The 16,144-nt window shown below is 68.9% G+C and carries 19 protein-coding genes; 12 read left to right on the top strand and 7 right to left on the bottom strand.

From position 1 onward, the window contains the following. The first annotated feature begins 20 nt into the window (after window positions 1-20). From IEY84_RS07805 to IEY84_RS27100, 4 genes are all read left to right on the top strand, one after another. Window positions 21-2,072 (top strand): ATP-dependent DNA helicase UvrD2, encoded by a 2,052-nt coding sequence (locus IEY84_RS07805; protein WP_229788439.1) that lies wholly within the window; start codon window positions 21-23, stop codon window positions 2,070-2,072. 138 nt (window positions 2,073-2,210) lie between these two features. Then, the gene (locus IEY84_RS07800; RefSeq protein WP_183543984.1) at window positions 2,211-2,423 is read left to right on the top strand and encodes a hypothetical protein; all 213 of its coding nucleotides are present in this window, start codon (window positions 2,211-2,213) and stop codon (window positions 2,421-2,423) included. A 104-nt stretch (window positions 2,424-2,527) separates the two neighbouring features. Continuing rightward, on the top strand, window positions 2,528-2,839 hold the full coding sequence (locus IEY84_RS07795) for a WhiB family transcriptional regulator (RefSeq protein ID WP_183543982.1): 312 nt from the start codon (window positions 2,528-2,530) through the stop codon (window positions 2,837-2,839). Between the two features lie 116 nt (window positions 2,840-2,955). Further along, on the top strand, window positions 2,956-3,150 hold the full coding sequence (locus IEY84_RS27100) for a putative WhiB-interacting protein (RefSeq protein ID WP_505816258.1): 195 nt from the start codon (window positions 2,956-2,958) through the stop codon (window positions 3,148-3,150). A gap of 120 nt (window positions 3,151-3,270) precedes the next feature. Here the strand turns inward: IEY84_RS27100 and IEY84_RS07790 are convergent, their stop codons facing one another. After that, window positions 3,271-4,917 (bottom strand): GMC oxidoreductase, encoded by a 1,647-nt coding sequence (locus IEY84_RS07790; RefSeq protein ID WP_229788437.1) that lies wholly within the window; start codon window positions 4,915-4,917, stop codon window positions 3,271-3,273. A 103-nt stretch (window positions 4,918-5,020) separates the two neighbouring features. Between IEY84_RS07790 and IEY84_RS07785 the strand changes: the two genes are divergently transcribed. From IEY84_RS07785 to IEY84_RS07775, 3 genes are all read left to right on the top strand, one after another. Then, window positions 5,021-6,121 carry an NAD(P)H-dependent amine dehydrogenase family protein gene (locus IEY84_RS07785; protein ID WP_183543978.1) on the top strand — a complete coding sequence of 367 codons (1,101 nt, stop codon included), beginning with the start codon at window positions 5,021-5,023 and terminating at the stop codon, window positions 6,119-6,121. After that, window positions 6,118-6,600 (top strand): carboxymuconolactone decarboxylase family protein, encoded by a 483-nt coding sequence (locus tag IEY84_RS07780; protein WP_183543976.1) that lies wholly within the window; start codon window positions 6,118-6,120, stop codon window positions 6,598-6,600. Before IEY84_RS07785 ends, IEY84_RS07780 begins: the two co-directional genes overlap by 4 nt. A gap of 79 nt (window positions 6,601-6,679) precedes the next feature. Beyond that, entirely contained in the window at window positions 6,680-6,844 is a 165-nt protein-coding gene (locus IEY84_RS07775) for a hypothetical protein (protein ID WP_183543974.1), read from the top strand. Window positions 6,845-6,870: 26 nt separating this feature from the next. Here IEY84_RS07775 and argS read toward each other — a convergent pair whose 3' ends face one another. The 3 genes from argS to IEY84_RS07760 all read right to left on the bottom strand — a co-directional run bounded on the left by argS (window position 6,871) and on the right by IEY84_RS07760 (window position 9,860). After that, a complete protein-coding gene (argS, locus tag IEY84_RS07770) occupies window positions 6,871-8,544 on the bottom strand; it encodes an arginine--tRNA ligase (RefSeq protein WP_183544504.1) in 1,674 nt (557 codons plus the stop codon). Between the two features lie 156 nt (window positions 8,545-8,700). Beyond that, entirely contained in the window at window positions 8,701-9,471 is a 771-nt protein-coding gene (locus IEY84_RS07765) for a hypothetical protein (RefSeq protein WP_183543972.1), read from the bottom strand. Window positions 9,472-9,701: 230 nt separating this feature from the next. Further along, on the bottom strand, window positions 9,702-9,860 hold the full coding sequence (locus IEY84_RS07760; RefSeq protein ID WP_091051197.1) for a DUF5679 domain-containing protein: 159 nt from the start codon (window positions 9,858-9,860) through the stop codon (window positions 9,702-9,704). A 540-nt stretch (window positions 9,861-10,400) separates the two neighbouring features. Here IEY84_RS07760 and IEY84_RS07755 point away from each other — a divergent pair. Together IEY84_RS07755 and IEY84_RS07750 are read left to right on the top strand one after the other, a co-directional pair. Next, window positions 10,401-11,453: a PHP domain-containing protein gene (locus tag IEY84_RS07755; RefSeq protein WP_229788435.1), complete on the top strand. Its 1,053-nt coding sequence runs from the start codon at window positions 10,401-10,403 to the stop codon at window positions 11,451-11,453. Between the two features lie 11 nt (window positions 11,454-11,464). Beyond that, on the top strand, window positions 11,465-12,004 hold the full coding sequence (locus IEY84_RS07750) for a M48 metallopeptidase family protein (protein ID WP_183543971.1): 540 nt from the start codon (window positions 11,465-11,467) through the stop codon (window positions 12,002-12,004). 20 nt (window positions 12,005-12,024) lie between these two features. Here the strand turns inward: IEY84_RS07750 and IEY84_RS07745 are convergent, their stop codons facing one another. Further along, window positions 12,025-12,609: a dihydrofolate reductase family protein gene (locus IEY84_RS07745; RefSeq protein ID WP_183543969.1), complete on the bottom strand. Its 585-nt coding sequence runs from the start codon at window positions 12,607-12,609 to the stop codon at window positions 12,025-12,027. Window positions 12,610-12,674: 65 nt separating this feature from the next. On the opposite strand from IEY84_RS07745, the gene IEY84_RS07740 reads away from it, so the two are divergent. After that, on the top strand, window positions 12,675-13,529 hold the full coding sequence (locus IEY84_RS07740) for a helix-turn-helix domain-containing protein (protein ID WP_183543966.1): 855 nt from the start codon (window positions 12,675-12,677) through the stop codon (window positions 13,527-13,529). On the opposite strand, the gene IEY84_RS07735 is transcribed toward IEY84_RS07740, so the two are convergent. After that, window positions 13,504-14,043, bottom strand: a complete 540-nt coding sequence (locus tag IEY84_RS07735) for an NUDIX hydrolase (protein WP_183543964.1) — start codon at window positions 14,041-14,043, stop codon at window positions 13,504-13,506. The two genes, IEY84_RS07740 and IEY84_RS07735, sit on opposite strands and share 26 nt — an antisense overlap. After that, entirely contained in the window at window positions 14,040-15,374 is a 1,335-nt protein-coding gene (locus IEY84_RS07730; protein WP_183543962.1) for a zinc-dependent metalloprotease, read from the bottom strand. Before IEY84_RS07730 ends, IEY84_RS07735 begins: the two co-directional genes overlap by 4 nt. A 56-nt stretch (window positions 15,375-15,430) precedes the next feature. Between IEY84_RS07730 and IEY84_RS07725 the strand changes: the two genes are divergently transcribed. Further along, window positions 15,431-15,868, top strand: coding sequence for a molybdenum cofactor biosynthesis protein MoaE (locus IEY84_RS07725; protein ID WP_183543960.1), 438 nt, complete (start codon window positions 15,431-15,433; stop codon window positions 15,866-15,868). 37 nt (window positions 15,869-15,905) lie between these two features. Continuing rightward, entirely contained in the window at window positions 15,906-16,142 is a 237-nt protein-coding gene (locus IEY84_RS07720) for a hypothetical protein (RefSeq protein WP_183543958.1), read from the top strand. Window positions 16,143-16,144 lie beyond the last annotated feature (2 nt).

Genomic DNA, 16,144 nt, shown 5'->3' with positions numbered 1-16,144 from the left:
AATTGAACCCTGTCCGCCCGATGACCCCAGAGTCCCTTCTCGACGCCCTCGACCCCGAACAACGACGGGTCGCCGAGGCGCTGCGCGGTCCGGTCCGGGTGCTGGCGGGTGCGGGGACGGGGAAGACCCGGGCGATCACCCACCGGATCGCCTACGGCGTCGCCACCGGGCTCTACGCGCCCCAAGAGGTCCTCGCGGTCACCTTCACCACCCGGGCCGCGGGGGAGATGCGGCAGCGGCTGCGCGCGATGGGCGCCGGCGCGGTCCAGGCGCGCACCTTCCACTCCGCCGCCCTGCGCCAGCTGCGGTTCTTCTGGCCCAAGGTCTACGGCACCGAGCTGCCCAACCTGACCGAGTCGAAGATCCCGCTCATCAGAGCCGCTGCCCAGCGGCAGCGGATCAACGTCGACCAGGCCCAGGCCCGTGACCTGGCCTCGGAGATCGAGTGGTCGAAGGTGTCCAACGTGCACCCCGACGACTACCCGAAGTCGGCCGAGGCGAGGGGTCGGGAGGTCGGTGGGCTGACGCCGTCGATGGTGGGACACATCTACGCCGCGTACGAGGACGTCAAGCGCACCCAGGCACGCATGGACATGGAGGACGTGCTGCTGCTGACCGCAGGGCTCCTGGAGCACGACGAGCGGGTCGCGGCGCAGGTCCGGCGGCAATACAAGTGGTTCACGGTCGACGAGTTCCAGGACGTCTCGCCGCTGCAGTCGGCGCTGCTCGACCTCTGGCTGGGGGGACGCAGCGAGATCTGCGTCGTCGGCGACCCGGCCCAGACGATCTACACCTTCGCCGGCGCCGACGCCAGCTACCTGCGTGACTTCCCGAAGAAGCACTCCGGCACCACCTCGGTCGAGCTGGTCCGCAACTACCGCTCCACCCCGCAGGTGGTGAAGGCCGCGAACAAGATCCTGGAAGGTACGCCGAGCGCCGGTGTCCAGCTGCAGGCGCAGCGTGACGCCGGGCCTGCCGTCGAGCACGTCGAGCAGCCCGACGAGGTGGCCGAGGCCGAAGGTGTAGCCGCCGAGATCCTTCGTCTGCACCAGGCCGGCAAGGCCTACCACGAGATGGCGATCCTGTTCCGGATCAACGCCCAGTCGGAGGCCTACGAGGACGCTCTCACCGCGCGCCGGATCCCCTACGTCCTCCGTGGCGCGGCCAGGTTCTTCGACCGTCCCGAGGTCCGCGAGGCGGTGACCCGGATCCGGGGCGCGGCGCGAGGCGGCCAGGGAGCCGTCTTCGGGGACGAGCTGCTTGAGTCGGTCCACGGCATCCTGGCCGGGATGGGCTGGACCTCCGAGCCGCCCGAGGGCCGCGGACAGACCCGTGACCGATGGGAGTCCTGGCAGGCGCTGATCGATCAGGCGCGCACCTTCGCGGCGTCAGGAGGCGACCTCGCCGGTCTGGTCGCCGAGCTCGACCGCCGCGCGGCGGAGCAGCATGCGCCGGTGCCGTCGGGGGTGACCCTGGCGACCTTCCACGCCGCCAAGGGGCTCGAGTGGGACTCGGTCTTCCTGGTCGGCCTCCAGGACGGCACGATGCCGTTCATCCTCCGTGGCGAGGAGCCGACGCCGGCCGAGATCGAGGAGGAGCGCAGGCTGCTCTACGTCGGGCTCACCCGGGCGCGCGTCGACCTCACACTCTCCTGGGCGCTGGCCCGCCAGCCGGGCCAGGCCGCACGACGCAGACCGTCGCGGTTCCTCGACCCGCTGCGGCCGGCCCGAGCAGCGGCGCCGACGCGACGTCCCGGCTCCGGCAAGGCGCGGATGTGCAAGACGTGTGGCGGACCCCTCGGCTCGGCGGCCGAGAAACGGATGGGGCGTCACGAGGGCTGCGATGCGCCTTACGACGAGGAGCTCTACGGCCGGCTGAAGCAGTGGCGCAAGGAGACCGCCGAGGCAGTCCGCAAGCCGGCGTTCGTGGTCTTCACCGACGCCACCTTGGAGCAGATCGCCGAGCAGAAGCCGGACACGCTCCAGGATCTGCAGCGCATCGCCGGTATCGGCCGCAGCAAGGTGGAGACGTACGGCGCGGAAGTCCTTGAGGTCATCGCCGCGGGGCGCTGAAAACTCTCCACACAAATTCGTCGAAATCAACCGGTTTAATCGTTTGCGGCCGACCTGCCCGGCCGGTTACTGTTCCTTCATCAAGTAAAACCGCGCGCTGATGAGGCGCGCCCGACAGCCCCGAAGGAGGTGGCCCCAATGAAGATCGCAATCAACACGACTGGGATCCAGACGCCGATCAATGGCTTCGCCATGTCCGCGTGCGGCCACCCCGAGCTGTCCACCCCGGCTGCTGGTGCCTTTATGGGCGCTGGCTACGGCATTCGCGTCGAGGGACTCGTGTCCCCGCAGGCGGATGCCATCAAGGTCAAGTCCCACGGGATTCGAGCCTGGAGCTGTCCGACTACATAGAACGATGTAGTCACAGCAGCCTCCAGGCCGCGGAACCCGAAACCCGGGATCCGCGGCCTTTCTGTTTCTCACAACCCGCGATCAGTCACAAAGGAGGTGTACATATGACCAGCATTCTCGAGACCGTCGAGCCTGTCGGGACCACTCTCGGCGTTCTCCACGACCGAGCCAACCGCTACGACGAGGACCAGCTGCCCTGCCGGGTCAACAACCCCGAGCTGTGGTTCGCCGAGTCTCCTGCCGACGTCGAGTTCGCCAAGACGCTCTGCGCGACCTGCCCCGTGCAGCCGCTCTGCCTCGCCAGCGCTCTCGACCGCCGTGAGCCCTGGGGCGTCTGGGGCGGCCAGCTGCTCCTGCAGGGGAAGGTGATCCCCCGCAAGCGGCCCCGTGGCCGGCCCCGCAAGGACGCCGCCTGAACGACCGAGCACCTCAGCACCAGCAGCGTTTCAACGACGAAAGGCAAACAGCCATGAACCCGATCGTGATGACCATGGGCGCCGGAGCCCGCTGACCAGCAGGAGAATCAACAGACATGAACACCAACCGAGTACGGAGCACTCAGATGAACTTGCTTAACGAAGACCTGGCGCGCGCACAAATGTCCGCGCGCCTGGGAGAGGCGCGTGAACTGCGGCGAGGCCATGCCCTCGTCAAGGCCGCTCGCCTGGGCCGCAAGGCCGAGCGAGCCGCCGTCCAGGCGAAGCTGGCTCTAGCCCGCGCGCTCTAAGTCCCCCATGGGACCCCATGCCTCACCCCTCTGATCGCGGGTGTGGAAGATGACCGGCCAGTCCGAGAAACCCTCGGACTGGCCGGTCCTGCATATGCCCCGACATCTGTCTCCGGCAGGTCAGAGGTCGGTGGCGATGATCCTCTCGATGTTCCGCTCCGCGAGGGCGGTGATCGTGACGAACGGGTTGACGCTCGTGTTGCCCGGGACGAGCGAGCCGTCGATGACGTAGAGACCGCTGTAACCGTGCAGCCGGCCGTAGTTGTCGGTCGCCTTGTTCAGGACGGCGCCGCCCAGCGGATGGTAGGTCAGGTGGTCGCCCCAGATCTTGCTGGCGCCGAAGAGGTCGGTCCGGTAGATCGTCCCTTCCGTCCTGTTGATCTTGTCGAAGATCGTCTTCGCCATCGAGATCGAGTCCTGCTTCCACGCGGTCTGCCACGACAGGTCGACCTTGCCCGTGGTCGAGTTGTAGCTGAAGGCCGCTCGGCGCTGGGTCTTGGTGATCGCGAGATAGAAGGATGCGTACGTCTCGAGCCCGGCAGGCAGGGGAGCGACCTCGGCGAAGGCACCCCCGGCGTCCCAGTTGTCGATGCCCGAGCACGGGATCGTCGACTGTACGTCGCCGGTCGCGTCCCACATGTGGTTGGCCCGCCCGACCATCACGTTGCCGTTGTCGCCCCATCCCTGGCCGACCTCGCCGTTCAGAGCGGGCAGTGCGCCGGTCGCCTTCAGCTTCACCAGCAGCTTGCTCGTACCGACGCTTCCGGCCGCGAAGAACACCTTGCCCGCATTGACCGTCTTCGTCGCCACCACGTCGCCGGCGGTGTTGATCTGCTCCAGGACGACGTCGTATCCACCGGCTGCTGCGGGCCGGACCGACGTGGCCCGGTGCAGGGAGGAGATCGTGACCTTCCCGGTGGCGGCCGCCTGAGCGAGGTACGTCTTCGGCAGCGTCTTCTTGCCGTGGTTGTTCCCGTAGATGACCTCCTGGGCCAGTGCCGACTTCGGGACGCTGCCGTTGTCCTCGGCCATCATGTAGTTCCAGTCGTACACGTCCGGGACGAACGTCCACGCGAAGCCTGAGCGCTGAGCGTGCTTCCGGCCCACGCGTGAGTACTGGTAGTAGGAGGTCCGTTCGAACCAGTCGGGGTCGATGGATCCGACGCCGAGGGCGGCATTGGCCCGCGGGTAGTAGGTGGAATACATCTCCGCGGCATCCACCGAAGGGAGGATGGTTCCGAAGTTCTCCCGCTTCGGCGTGACGGCCATGCCTCCGTTGACGAGGGAGCCACCGCCGACACCGCGTCCCTGGTAGACGGAGATGCCGGCGAAGTCCTCGGCGTCCAGGATGCCTGCGTGCTTGGTGATGTTCTTGTCGATGGGGAACCCGAGGAAGTTGCTGAGCGGCTGCTTGGTTCGGGTGCGCATCCAGAAGGCGCGGTGATCCGGGCTGGTGATCTTCGGATGGATCTTGCCGTCGCTCCCGGGGGCGACCGTGGCCCAGTCCTGGCCCATCTCGACCATGTGGACGTTGATGCCGGCCTGGGCCAGCCTCAGGGCCGCGACCGAGCCGCCGTAGCCGGTGCCGATGACCAGCACCGGGACCTGCGCGCCGTTGCCGATCGATGACGCCGCAGCTGATGCCCATGTCGGGCCGGCTCCGAATGCTCCTCCCAGCATCCCGACACCAGCCAGTGAGCCCGCGCCGAGCACGAACCCTCGGCGTGACAGGCCTCGCGACCTGTCCTCTCGTGGTGTGTTGCTCAAGATGACCTCCCTTTTCATCACTGATTCCTAGAACATGTTCTAGTATGCCGGTGGGGGTGTCACGGGTTTCGCAACATTCACGCAAACCAGCAAGGGAGATCGCATGGTCACCGCATGCGTTTGGGGCACAGGAAATATCGGTCGACTCGCCATCCGCGCGGTCGACGCACATCCACGTCTCGAGCTGACGAGCGTGCTCGTCCACGACCCCGAGAAGGTCGGCCGAGACGCGGGCGATCTCGCGGAGCTCGGCCGTGACCTCGCCGTCGCCGCCACCGACGACATCGACTCGGTGCTCGCGTCCCGTCCGCAGGCGGTGGTGTACGCCGCATCGGGCGACATCCGCCCGGACGAGGCCCTCGCCGACATCGTGCGAGCGCTCGGGACCGGCGCGGTGGTCGTCACGCCCGCCCTCTACGCGCTCTACGACCAGCGCAACGCTCCGCCGGAGATGCGCGAGCCGGTGCTGGCCGCGATCGCCGAGGGCGGCGGGTCGCTCTTCGTCTCCGGTGTCGACCCGGGGTGGGGGAACGACGTGCTGCCGCTGCTGGTCAGCGGCCTGGGCAGCACCGTGGACGTCGTCCGCTGCCAGGAGATCTTCGACTACTCCACCTACGACCAGCCCGACTCCGTCCGCTATCTCGTCGGGATGGGGCAGCCGATGGACTACGACGCCCCGATGCTCGCGGCAACCGTGCCGACGATGGTGTGGGGCGGCCAAGTCCGGCTGATCGCTCGGGGTCTCGAGGTCGAGCTCGACGAGATCCGGGAGACCGTCGAGCGGCTCCCGTTGGACGAGACCGTGAGCACCGAGTCGATGGGTGAGTTCGAGAAGGGCACCCAAGGCGCTGTGCGCTTCGAGGTCCAGGGGATCGTCGGCGGGGAGCCGCTCATCGTCATCGAGCACGTCACCCGCATCCATCCCTCCTGCGCGCCAGACTGGCCCACGCCACCCGACGGTGACGGTGCCCACCGGGTGATCATCGAGGGCGATCCGCGGATCGAGGTGACGATCGAGGCGACCGACGAGGCCGGCAACCGGGCGGCCGGTGGCAACGCCACCGCCGTCGGCCGCCTGGTCGGCGCGATCGAATGGCTCATCGACGCAGACCCCGGCCTCTACGACGCGCTCGACGTCCCCCTGCGTCCGGCGACCGGCAGGCTCGGCGCGGCCAGGACCGCCCAGGAAGGTGTGACCGCATGATCATCGACGTCCCCGAGGACAAGGACCCGATCGCGTACGTCTGGGGTGAGATGGTCCCCGGGATCGGGCCGGCCGCCGCCGGCCTCTCGCTCGCGGTCTACGAGCACACCACGCTCGGCCTTCGCGAGTTCGAGGCCGCCCGCCTGCGGATCGCGCAGATCAACGGGTGCATCTTCTGCCTCGACTGGCGCACCGAGCGAGACGGACAGGTGGTCGAGGAGTCGTTCGCCGGGGCGGTCGAGGAGTGGCGTACGACGGACGCGTTCGACGACCGGACCCGACTCGCGGCCGAGTACGCAGAACGCTACGCGACAGACCACCATGGCATCGACCAGTCCTTCTGGGACCGGATGTCCGCCCACTACAGCGACGCCGAGATCGTCGAGCTGAGCATGTGTCTGGGGTCGTGGCTGGCCTTCGGGCGGCTCAACCACGTTCTGGGCCTCGACACGGCCTGCGTCCTGCCCTCCCACAGGTAACACGGCGCTGACCTCGAGGTGATCCAGAATTTCGGTGTTGTGCCCTCGGAACCGCAGGATCGCGACCTATCGTTGAGCCATGAAGACCTGCGATTTCTGCGGATGCTACGAGGCCGACCCCAAGCGCCTCCTGGCCTGGACCACCGCGGTTGAGCGTGGGCGTGCGAAGTCGTTCTGCGAGGCCTGCTCGCGTCGTCACGTGCGCTCCATGGAAGCCAAGCTCGACTCCGACTGGTGGTCCTGAGCCAGGAGGTCACGCGCGCGACCTCCTCACATCCTCCGAGGCGCCTCGATCCCGAGGAGCCCGAGTCCTGCTGACAGCACTCGCCGGGTCGCCTCGCACAACGCGAGCCGGGTCTGCCTGACCTCACCCTCCGCCTTGAGCACCGGACAGCTCTCGTAGAACCCCGTCAACGCGGTCGCCAGGCCATAGAGGTACGCAGTCAGGTGATGCGGCTCCAGGGTGTCGGCGACCTTGGCGACCACCGGCGCGAACCCGGTCAGCTCCAGCGCGAGCCGCTGCTCGGCCGGATGGGACGGGGTGCCGACGGCATACGCCTGCTGCGGCGCCTGCGCGAGGATGCTGCTCACCCGGGCGTGGGCGTACTGCAGATACGGTCCGGTCTCCCCGGTGGTGGCCGACATCCGGGCGAGGTCGAAGACGTAGTCGCGGGCGAGGTGGTTGGAGAGGTCGGCGTACTTCACCGCGGCGTTGGCCACGGCGCGTACGACCTCGGGGCCGGCGTAGCTGGCCGCGGCTGCCTCCTCGGCTGCGTCGAGCAGTGCGGTCAGCGTCACCGTCTCGCCCGAGCGGGTCTTGAACGGCCGGCCGTCGGGGCCGAGCACGGTGCCGAAGCCGATGTGCTGGACCTCCACCGATTCGGGCAGCCAGCCCGCGGCACGAGCGACGGCGAAGACCATGTCGAAGTGCTGGCTCTGCCGGTGGTCGACGACGTAGACGACCCGGTCGACGGCCAGGTCGTCGACGCGGTGCCGGATCGTGGCGAGGTCGGTCGCGGCGTACCCGAATCCGCCGTCGGCCTTCCGCACGATCAGCGGCAGCGCTGCGCCGTCGCGGCCGGTGAAGCCGTCGGGGTAGACGACCTGGGCGCCGGCCGACTCGGTCAGCAGGCCCGAGGTCCGGAGGTCGTCGACGATGCCCGGGAGCTGGGGGTTGTAGCGGCTCTCGCCGTCGAAGTCGTCGCCGGTCAGGAGCACGCCGAGCCGGCCGTAGACGGCGTCGAACTCTGCCATCGAGGCGTCGACCAGCGCCTGCCACAGGGCGAGCGTGGTCGGTTCGCCGGACTGGAGCGCGACCACCCGCCGCCGTGCAGAGTCGGCGAAGCCTGGGTCGTCGTCGAAGCGCGCCTTGGCCCGCTGGTAGAGCGCGAGCAATTCGGCCATGTCCAGACCCGACACCGCCGCGGGGTCGCGGAGACCCTCCCCGAGCAGCTCCTCGACGAGCATGCCGAACTGTGTCCCCCAGTCGCCGAGGTGGTTCTGCCGGACGACCTCGTGGCCGGCGTAGGTGAGCACCCGGGCCAGGGAGTCGCCGATGACCGTCGAGCGCAGATGACCGACGTGCATCTGCTTGGCGACGTTGGGGGAGGAGTAGTCCACGACGACCCGCTGCCGGGTCTCGGGCGTGCGTACGCCCAGGTGCGGGTCGGTGAACAGGTCGCCGACGGCCGCGCCGAGGACGTCGGGGGACCAGGTGATGTTGATGAAGCCGGCGCCGGCGAGCTCGAGGGTGGCCAGCCCGCCGGGATCCACGGCGTCGATCAGGCGCGCGCCGATCTCCCGCGGCGGCAGGCCGAGCGGGCCGGCCAGCCGCAGCGGGAGATTGGACTGGAGGTGCCCGAACTCGCGCCGGGTGGCCGGCCGCAGCTCGGGATCGATCCCGGCGTAGGTGTCGCCGAAGCAGGTGACGACGGCGTCCTGCAGGTGTGCGGACAGGGCGAGGGTGTGCTGGTGCACGAGCGGTCCTAGGAGGTGAAGAGGGCAGGCTGACGCGAAGGCGGGGTCAGAGACCCGAGCCTCGTCGTCGCAGCGCGCTCTTCGTGACCATGCGGCAAGGGTGCCGGAGGTCACGGAGCCTGGTCAAGCCGGGTCGCCGGTCTCGGCCCCTGCTGCTGCGATCAGGTCCCAGGCGCAGCCGCAGTAGGGGTGCCGAAGCCACGGCCGGATCGCGGGGGCGTCATCACGGGTGAGGCTCACCGACGCCGACCACGAGGCCGGAGTGCGGCCGGCGAGATAGGTGCGGGCGTCGCGTACGGCCCAGGAGAGCGCGAGCGATTGCAGCAGGGGATCGCCCGGCACCTCGATGCCGACGAGCTGGCTCACGATCACCGCACGCCGGTCGTCCTCCTCGGCGAGGGCCGCATCGACGCACCGCAGGCACGCCGTCACACCGGGTACGACCAGCGGGCCCACCGACCAGGTGTCGGGCCCGCTCTCGACGACGAGGTGAGCCCGTCCGTCGCGGACCAGCTCGTCGGCGCGCTCGCGATCCAGCGGTCCCTCGGAGAGAAGCACGACGATGCCCGGGTCGCTCGGCGCCGGTGCTGGTCCGAGCACTGCCCGAGCCGCCGAGATCATCGCCGGCGGCCCGTCGAAGCCGACCGGTGGTGCCGGCTCCTCGCCGTCCGCGTCCGTCAGCAGCCCGGCGTTGCCGAGCTGTTGCATCGCGTGTCGTCCGGGCAGGTGATCGGGCTCGACCGCCCGTCCGGCGGCGAGATCGGTCAGCAGGCGGCGTACCTCCACGCCGTCCTGCACGACCGCTCGCCGCGGTGGGTCGATGCCGATCTGGAGTCGGGTCTCATCACGTCGTACGGCCACATACCCCGGCCGAATCCGGTAGCGCGTGTTCATGCCGGGAGTCTCACACCGCGCCAGAATTCCTGCACCGACAATCCACAGACCCTGTGGATAACCTGCCGAGACGTCACCCGCGTCGGCCGAGTTGGCACTTGGGTGACGCTTCGGCCGACGGGCGTGACGCCTCGGCCGACGGGAGTGACGCTTCGGCAAAACGTGGCAGCGGCGCCGCCCGGAACTGCCGGGGGACGCCGCCGCGTGGGCTCAGGATGAACTGAGAGTGCTCAGGCCTTGCCCAGGATCCGGTTGAGGTTGGTGCTGCAGACGGGGCAGACGGCCTTGGCCATCTTGGTGCCCTTGTCGTTCACCCGAATCTCACCGGTTGCCTCGCGCTTCTCCTTGCACTTCACGCAGTAGAACTCGCCGCTCCAGGTCTCCGCCATGACGGCCTCCTTGCCTCTATGTAACTGGTCGTCGCGACGGGGTGGTCAGGGAAGCCCGTCGGAAGCTCGCCATGGCGAGCCGCCTCGACCCTACGACACGCGGCGCTCACGGCGGCAACACGGGCTACCGAGCGAGTCTCGGCGTGTTGGCGTGATACCGGGGGAATCGGGGCTTTCGATGGTGCATCGGAGACTCTCGCGACGACGACGCGGACGTCTTTCGCCGCGAGACCCGGGTCGCTCGAAAACTGGAGGGACCCCCGGTGCCTGGATCGTCCTTCGCCTTCCCCTTGCGAAGGCCGTCCGGCGGCGCCGGGGGTCCCACTGACATCGAACCTAAAGAGGATGGTGGTGCACGTCAACGTCCCACTCCGCGATCCTTGTGGACAAGATGTGGACAACCCCGCTTTGCTTGGGGACATCCGGTGGATGACATGCCCGTTCCTGTGGGTAACCATGGTCTTGGGATGCGAGTCTTCGGTTGAATCAAGACCTTGACCTGGGAAAAGCGCTCCTTACCGGCTGTGGAGGAGAAAATAGTTGGAGGAAGATTTGGTAGGCGAGGCGTTGTCCCCCGTCGCGGCCCTGCGTCGGATCGCGTTCCTGCTCGAGCGCGGCCGTGAGGACACCTACAAGGTGAAGGCGTTCCGCACCGCGGCGGCAGCGATCCTTCCCCTCTCCGACGACGACGTACGCCGCCGGGCGGACGAGGGCACCCTGACCGAGCTGAGCGGGGTCGGCGCGAGCACGGCCAAGGTCATCGCCGAGGCCGCGCGCGGCGAGGTTCCGCAGCGGCTTCTGGAGACCGAGCAGTTCCACGGCGGCGCGCTGACCGCGGCAGGGTCGGGGGAGGGGTTGCGGAGCCGGATCCGGGGCGACCTGCACAGCCACTCCGACTGGTCCGACGGCGGTTCGCCGATCGAGGAGATGGCGTTCACCGCGATCGAGCTGGGTCACGACTACCTGGTGCTCACCGACCACAGCCCACGCCTGACCATCGCCAACGGCCTCAGCGCCGCCCGCCTGGAGCGCCAGCTCGGCGTCGTCGACGCGGTCAACGACCATCTCGCCGGGCACGGGTTCACCCTGCTGAAAGGGATCGAGGTCGACATCCTCGACGACGGCAGCCTCGACCAGACCGACGAGATGCTCGAGAAGCTCGAGCTTCGGGTCGCGAGCGTCCACTCCAAGCTCAAGATGGACAAGGACCTGATGACCAAGCGGATGGTCGCGGCGGTCTCCACCACGAGGATGAACGTGCTCGGCCACTGCACCGGTCGGTTGGTCACCGGCAACCGCGGCACCCGCCCCGGCAGCCAGTTCGACGCCCGCAAGGTCTTCGAGGCGTGCGCCGAGCACCAGGTCGCCGTCGAGATCAACTCACGACCCGAGCGCAGAGACCCGCCGACCAGGCTTCTCGAGCTCGCACGTGACATCGGCTGTCTCTTCTCGATCGACTCGGACGCACATGCCCCGGGCCAGCTCGACTTCCTCGTCCTGGGGTGCGAACGAGCGGAAGCGGCGGGTATCGAAGAGGAATGGATCGTCAACACCTGGCCGCGGGACCGCCTGCTGGCCTGGGCGAACAGGTAGTTTCTGAAGACATGGACGGCCCGGAGATCGAGGTACGCCGCAGCAAACGGCGTCGGCGTACGGTCTCTGCCTACCGTGACGGCGACCGCATCATCGTGATGATCCCGGCCGCGATGTCGCAGCGCGAGGAGTCCGAGTGGGTCGAGCAGATGGTCGCCCGGCTGGAGAAGGCCGAGCGGCGCCGAAAGCCCAGCGACGACGACCTGATGCGACGCTCTGCCGCCTTGAGCGACCAGTACTTCGGCGGCCTGGCCAAGCCGGACTCGGTTCGCTGGGTCGACAACCAGAACAGCCGCTGGGGCTCTTGCACCCCGGGTGACCGCTCGATCCGCCTCAGCGACCGGCTGCGCGGCATGCCGGCCTGGGTCATCGACTACGTGCTCGTCCATGAGCTCGCCCATCTCTTCGAACCCAAGCACAACGAGGCGTTCTGGGCCTGGGTCGACCGCTACCCCCAGGCCGAACGCGCCAAGGGCTACCTCGCCGGCTGGTCCGCGGCGACCAAGCTGCCGGCCCCACCCGGCTCCGAGGACGACGACGAGATCGACTGAGAGATCGACTGAGAGATCGGCTAGTGGTGTGTCGTGTAGGTGAGCGCGACCGTACCGAGGCTCGTCGAGGCGATGTCCTCGAGCCGCAGCGAGCACGGCAGCGGTAGATCACCGAAGAGTCGCCTGCCGGTGCCGAGCAGCAACGGGTGCACGAACAGCCGCAGCTCGTCGACGAGGCCGACAGCCATCAGCTGGCGGACGAGATCGCCGCTGCCGAGCGCGACGACGGTTCCCGAGCCGTCGGTCTTCAGCCTGGCCACCGCGTCGAGGGCGTCGCCGTCGAGGATGGTCGCGCCGCTCCAGGTCAGGTCGCGGAGCGTGCGGCTCGCGACGTACTTCGGCCTGGAGTTGAGGCTCGCCGCCATCGGGTCCGTGTCGGGCTGGGTCGGCCAGAAGGCCGCCATCTTGTCGTAGGTGCGCCGTCCGAAGAGGTAGGCGGACGTCTGGGTGCCGACGTCGGGGGAGAGGATCTCCCCGAGGGCGGCGCCGAACGGTCCGCCCCAGCCGCCGTGCTCGAAGCCACCGTCCCGGTCCTCGTCAGGGGAGCCCAGCCCCTGCATCACTCCGTCGACGCTCAAGAACTCCACGATCGCAAGCTTTCTCATGCCCATATCCTGCGCCGCGGCCGAATCGGCTGGCTTGAAAGAAATCGACCGGCGATCATGGGTCCATGACGGGCGTGACCCGCGAGATCGTACGACTGCCGACCCATCCTGGTCTGCAGGGCCTGGTGGCGGGCGTCGTCGGCTTCCGCGAGCAGTCGGCTGCACCGCTCGAACGGCGCCAGCCGGCGGGGACCCTACTTCCTCTGGTCCTCTCCTTCGGAGACCCGTTCGAGATCGTCGACGTCGCCGCGGGGGAGGGCGTCGGGACGTACGGATCGTTCCTGTCCGGCTTCATGTCCGGGCCGGTCGCGACCCGGTCGGGGCGCAGCCATGCGTGCGTGCAGGTCTACCTGACGCCGCTCGGTATCTCCCGGCTGGTGGGCGTCCCGGGTCGTGCGTTCGCGGGTCGGGTGATGGCGGTCGAGGACCTGATCCCCGAGCTCGGGCGGTCCTTCTCGGAGCAGCTCGCGGAGGCCGGCTCTTGGCGAGGACGGTTCGACCTGGTGCAGGCCACCCTGCTGGCGCGCGCCGGCGACCCCGCCGACCCGTTGGTCGCCTGGCTGTGGGACCGGATCACCCGGTCCGGAGGTCAGGTGCGTATCCGGGACCTCGTCGCCGAGACCGGCTGGAGCCACCGCTACGTCACGACCGTCTTCCAGCGCACGGTCGGGCTCACCCCGAAGTCGGCCGCGGGCGTCGTACGTTTCGAGCGTGCCGCCGCTGATCTCGGCCGTCTTCCCGTGGCGGAGGTCGCGGCCCGCCACGGGTATGCCGACCAGAGCCATCTGACCCGCGACACGGTCAGGTACGCCGGTGAGCCGCCCGCCGCTCTCGCCGCCAGCCGGCGACCGACCGCCCACACCGCCCTCGGGACGAGCCCGGCGGGCTCGCGAGCTAGAGGCGTGCCTGCGCGAGCTTGATGAGCTCGATCAGGTTGTCCTCGGGTTCGGGGACGCCGTCGACCGGCCACCACCGCACGTCCAGCGACTCCTCGCTCACCTCCGGAACCGCGCCGGAGGGGGCGACGGCCATGAAGCGTACGTCGAGGTGGTGGACGTCGCCGGACGGAGCGCAGAACGGCACCGGGTGCTCGGAGAGCTGCACCAGTCCGGGCAGCGGCTCCAGGCCGGCGACACCGGACTCCTCACGCAGCTCGCGGGCCGCAGCGGCCCACAGCGTCGGGTCCCCGGACTCGAGGTGGCCGCCGAACTGGAACCAGCGCCGCGCCTTGCGGTGATGCGTCAGCAGCACCGACGAGCCGTCCTCGGAGAGGACCAGGCACGAGGCCGTCAGGTGGTCGGGCACGCACGACTTGAAGACCCCGGTCGGCTCGGCCTCGAGATGGGAGACGTAGCGCTGCCGCAGGGTCTCCTGCGGAGCCGACGGGGCATCCCACGCCCGCAGGTTCGCGAGCGCGTCAGCGTGCAGACTCACTCCTCGGAATCTCCGCCGAGCAGCTTCTTGAGCTCCTCGTCGAAGTCGATCGACTCCACGTCGGGAGCGTCGGCACCCTCGCGGAAGCCCAGCGGGTCGTCGAGATCGGCCGAGGTCGGCAGCAGCGCGGGCGACATCCACACGCCGTCGCGGGCCTCGATGCCCTGTCGGGTGCGCAGCGATCCCCACAGCGCGGCCGCGTCGCGCAGCCGGCGCGGTCGCAGCTCCAGGCCGACCAGGGTCGCGAAGGTCTGCTCGGCCGGACCGCCGGCGGCCCTGCGGCGGCGTACAGCTTCCTGCAGCTGAGCGGCAACCGGCATCTTGTCGGCGGTGGCGAGGGCGACGACCTCGTCGACCCAGCCCTCGACGAGTGCCAGCACGATCTCGAGCCGCTCCAGCGCAGCCTTCTGCACCGGCGAGTCGGGCACCTCGAACATGCCCTCTTCGAACATGTTCTGCAGCTGCGTCGGGTCCTGCATCGCAGACAGGTCGAGGCCGCGCATCTGCTCCTCGATCCGCTGCTGCATGGCCTCCATGTTGAGCTCGACGCCCTGGGCGTAGTCGGTGACCGCGGAGACGACATGGTCACGCAGCCACGGCACGCCCGCGAAGAGCCGCTGGTGGGCGGCCTCGCGCAGGGCGAGGAAGAGCAGCACGTCGTCGGTGCTGACGCCCAGGCCCTCGGCGAAGGGCTCGACGTTGACAGGGAGCAGCGCGGCCTGGCCGGTCTCGGCGAGCGGGATGCCGATGTCGGAGACCGAGATGACCTCATTGGCGAGATGGCCGAGACCGGTGCCGGCCTGGTTCGCGTACAACGCGCCCATCGCCTTGCCGACGAACCCGATCATCGGCCCCATCTGGGCCTTCATGTCCTCGGGAAGCTGCCCGCTCATCGCACTCGCCGTGGAGGCCGCGACGGGCTCGATCAGCGGCTTCCACGCGTCCAGCGTGTTGACCAGCCACTCCGCCTTCGACCACGCGGTTGCGGACTTCACGCCCGCGGAGAAGGAGGTGGTCTCCTCCAGCCAGTGGTCGGCCAGCTGGATCGCGTCGGCGACCGCGTCCTTCTGCTTCTGAGAAGGCGTCGGGTCGGGTGTGGATGCGGCGACCTTGCGGGCAAGGTCCATCGCGACGTCCCAGTTCAGCGGGCCGTCATAGGGCTGTAACAGCGACTGGATCTGACCGAAGATCTGGCTCAGGTCAGGCATGCCGCCGGGGCTGCCACCGACGCCGCCGATCGGGAAACCACCGAAAAACGCCTCAAAGGGCGTGCCCTTGAACGGGTTCTCCGGCTCCTCCGGCTCGTCGGGGCCACCTGGGGTCTGACTCATGTGTCCAGCCTACGCGGTTACGGAAGGCTGCTGTCAGCAAGCATTAGGCTGGCACCATGGCCGAACCTAAGAAGGGCGCCGTGAAGCTCCTCGACATCCGGGAGACCGCGCTCGACGTCACCGAGGTGATGGACGCTCTCGACGACGACGCATCCGGCGGGGTGACCCTCTTCGTCGGCCGCGTACGTGATCACGACGGCGGCAAGGGCGTGACCGGCCTCGACTATCAGGCCCATCCGACCGCCCTCGCGCGCTTGACGGAGGTCGCCGAGAAGGTGGCCGCCGATCACGGTGTCGCGGGCGTCGCCGCCGTCCACCGCACCGGTCACCTCGACATCGGTGACATCGCGGTCATCGTCGCCACCGCCTCCGGCCACCGCGGCGAGGCCTTCGCCGCGTCCCGTGACCTGATCGACACCCTCAAGGCCGAGGTGCCGATCTGGAAGCACCAGGTTTTCACCGACGGCACCGACGAGTGGGTCGGCGCGCCCTGATGCGCGCTGTTGGCGACACCAAATACGATTGCTGACTGTGGACATCCTGCTCTGGCTCGTACCCTCCGCGGTCATCACCGTGCTGGCGATGGCCTGGGTCGCTTTCCTGGGGCGTGAGGGGCGCGAGGAGGACCGAGAAGAGGTCGTCCGACGCCTCGGCATCGCGCTGGAGAACGCCAAGACCCGCGAGCGCTCGAAGAAGTACGCCGCACCCCAGCCGCCGCTCGACAGGTCGACCGGGCTCGCGGTCCGGGTCAACCGAGATGCCTCTTAGGG

The organism is Nocardioides albus (assembly GCF_014648255.1).
GTDB lineage: Bacteria > Actinomycetota > Actinomycetes > Propionibacteriales > Nocardioidaceae > Nocardioides > Nocardioides albus.
Note: the sequence above shows the minus strand (reverse complement) of the source record. Positions and strands in the feature narration are given on the sequence as shown.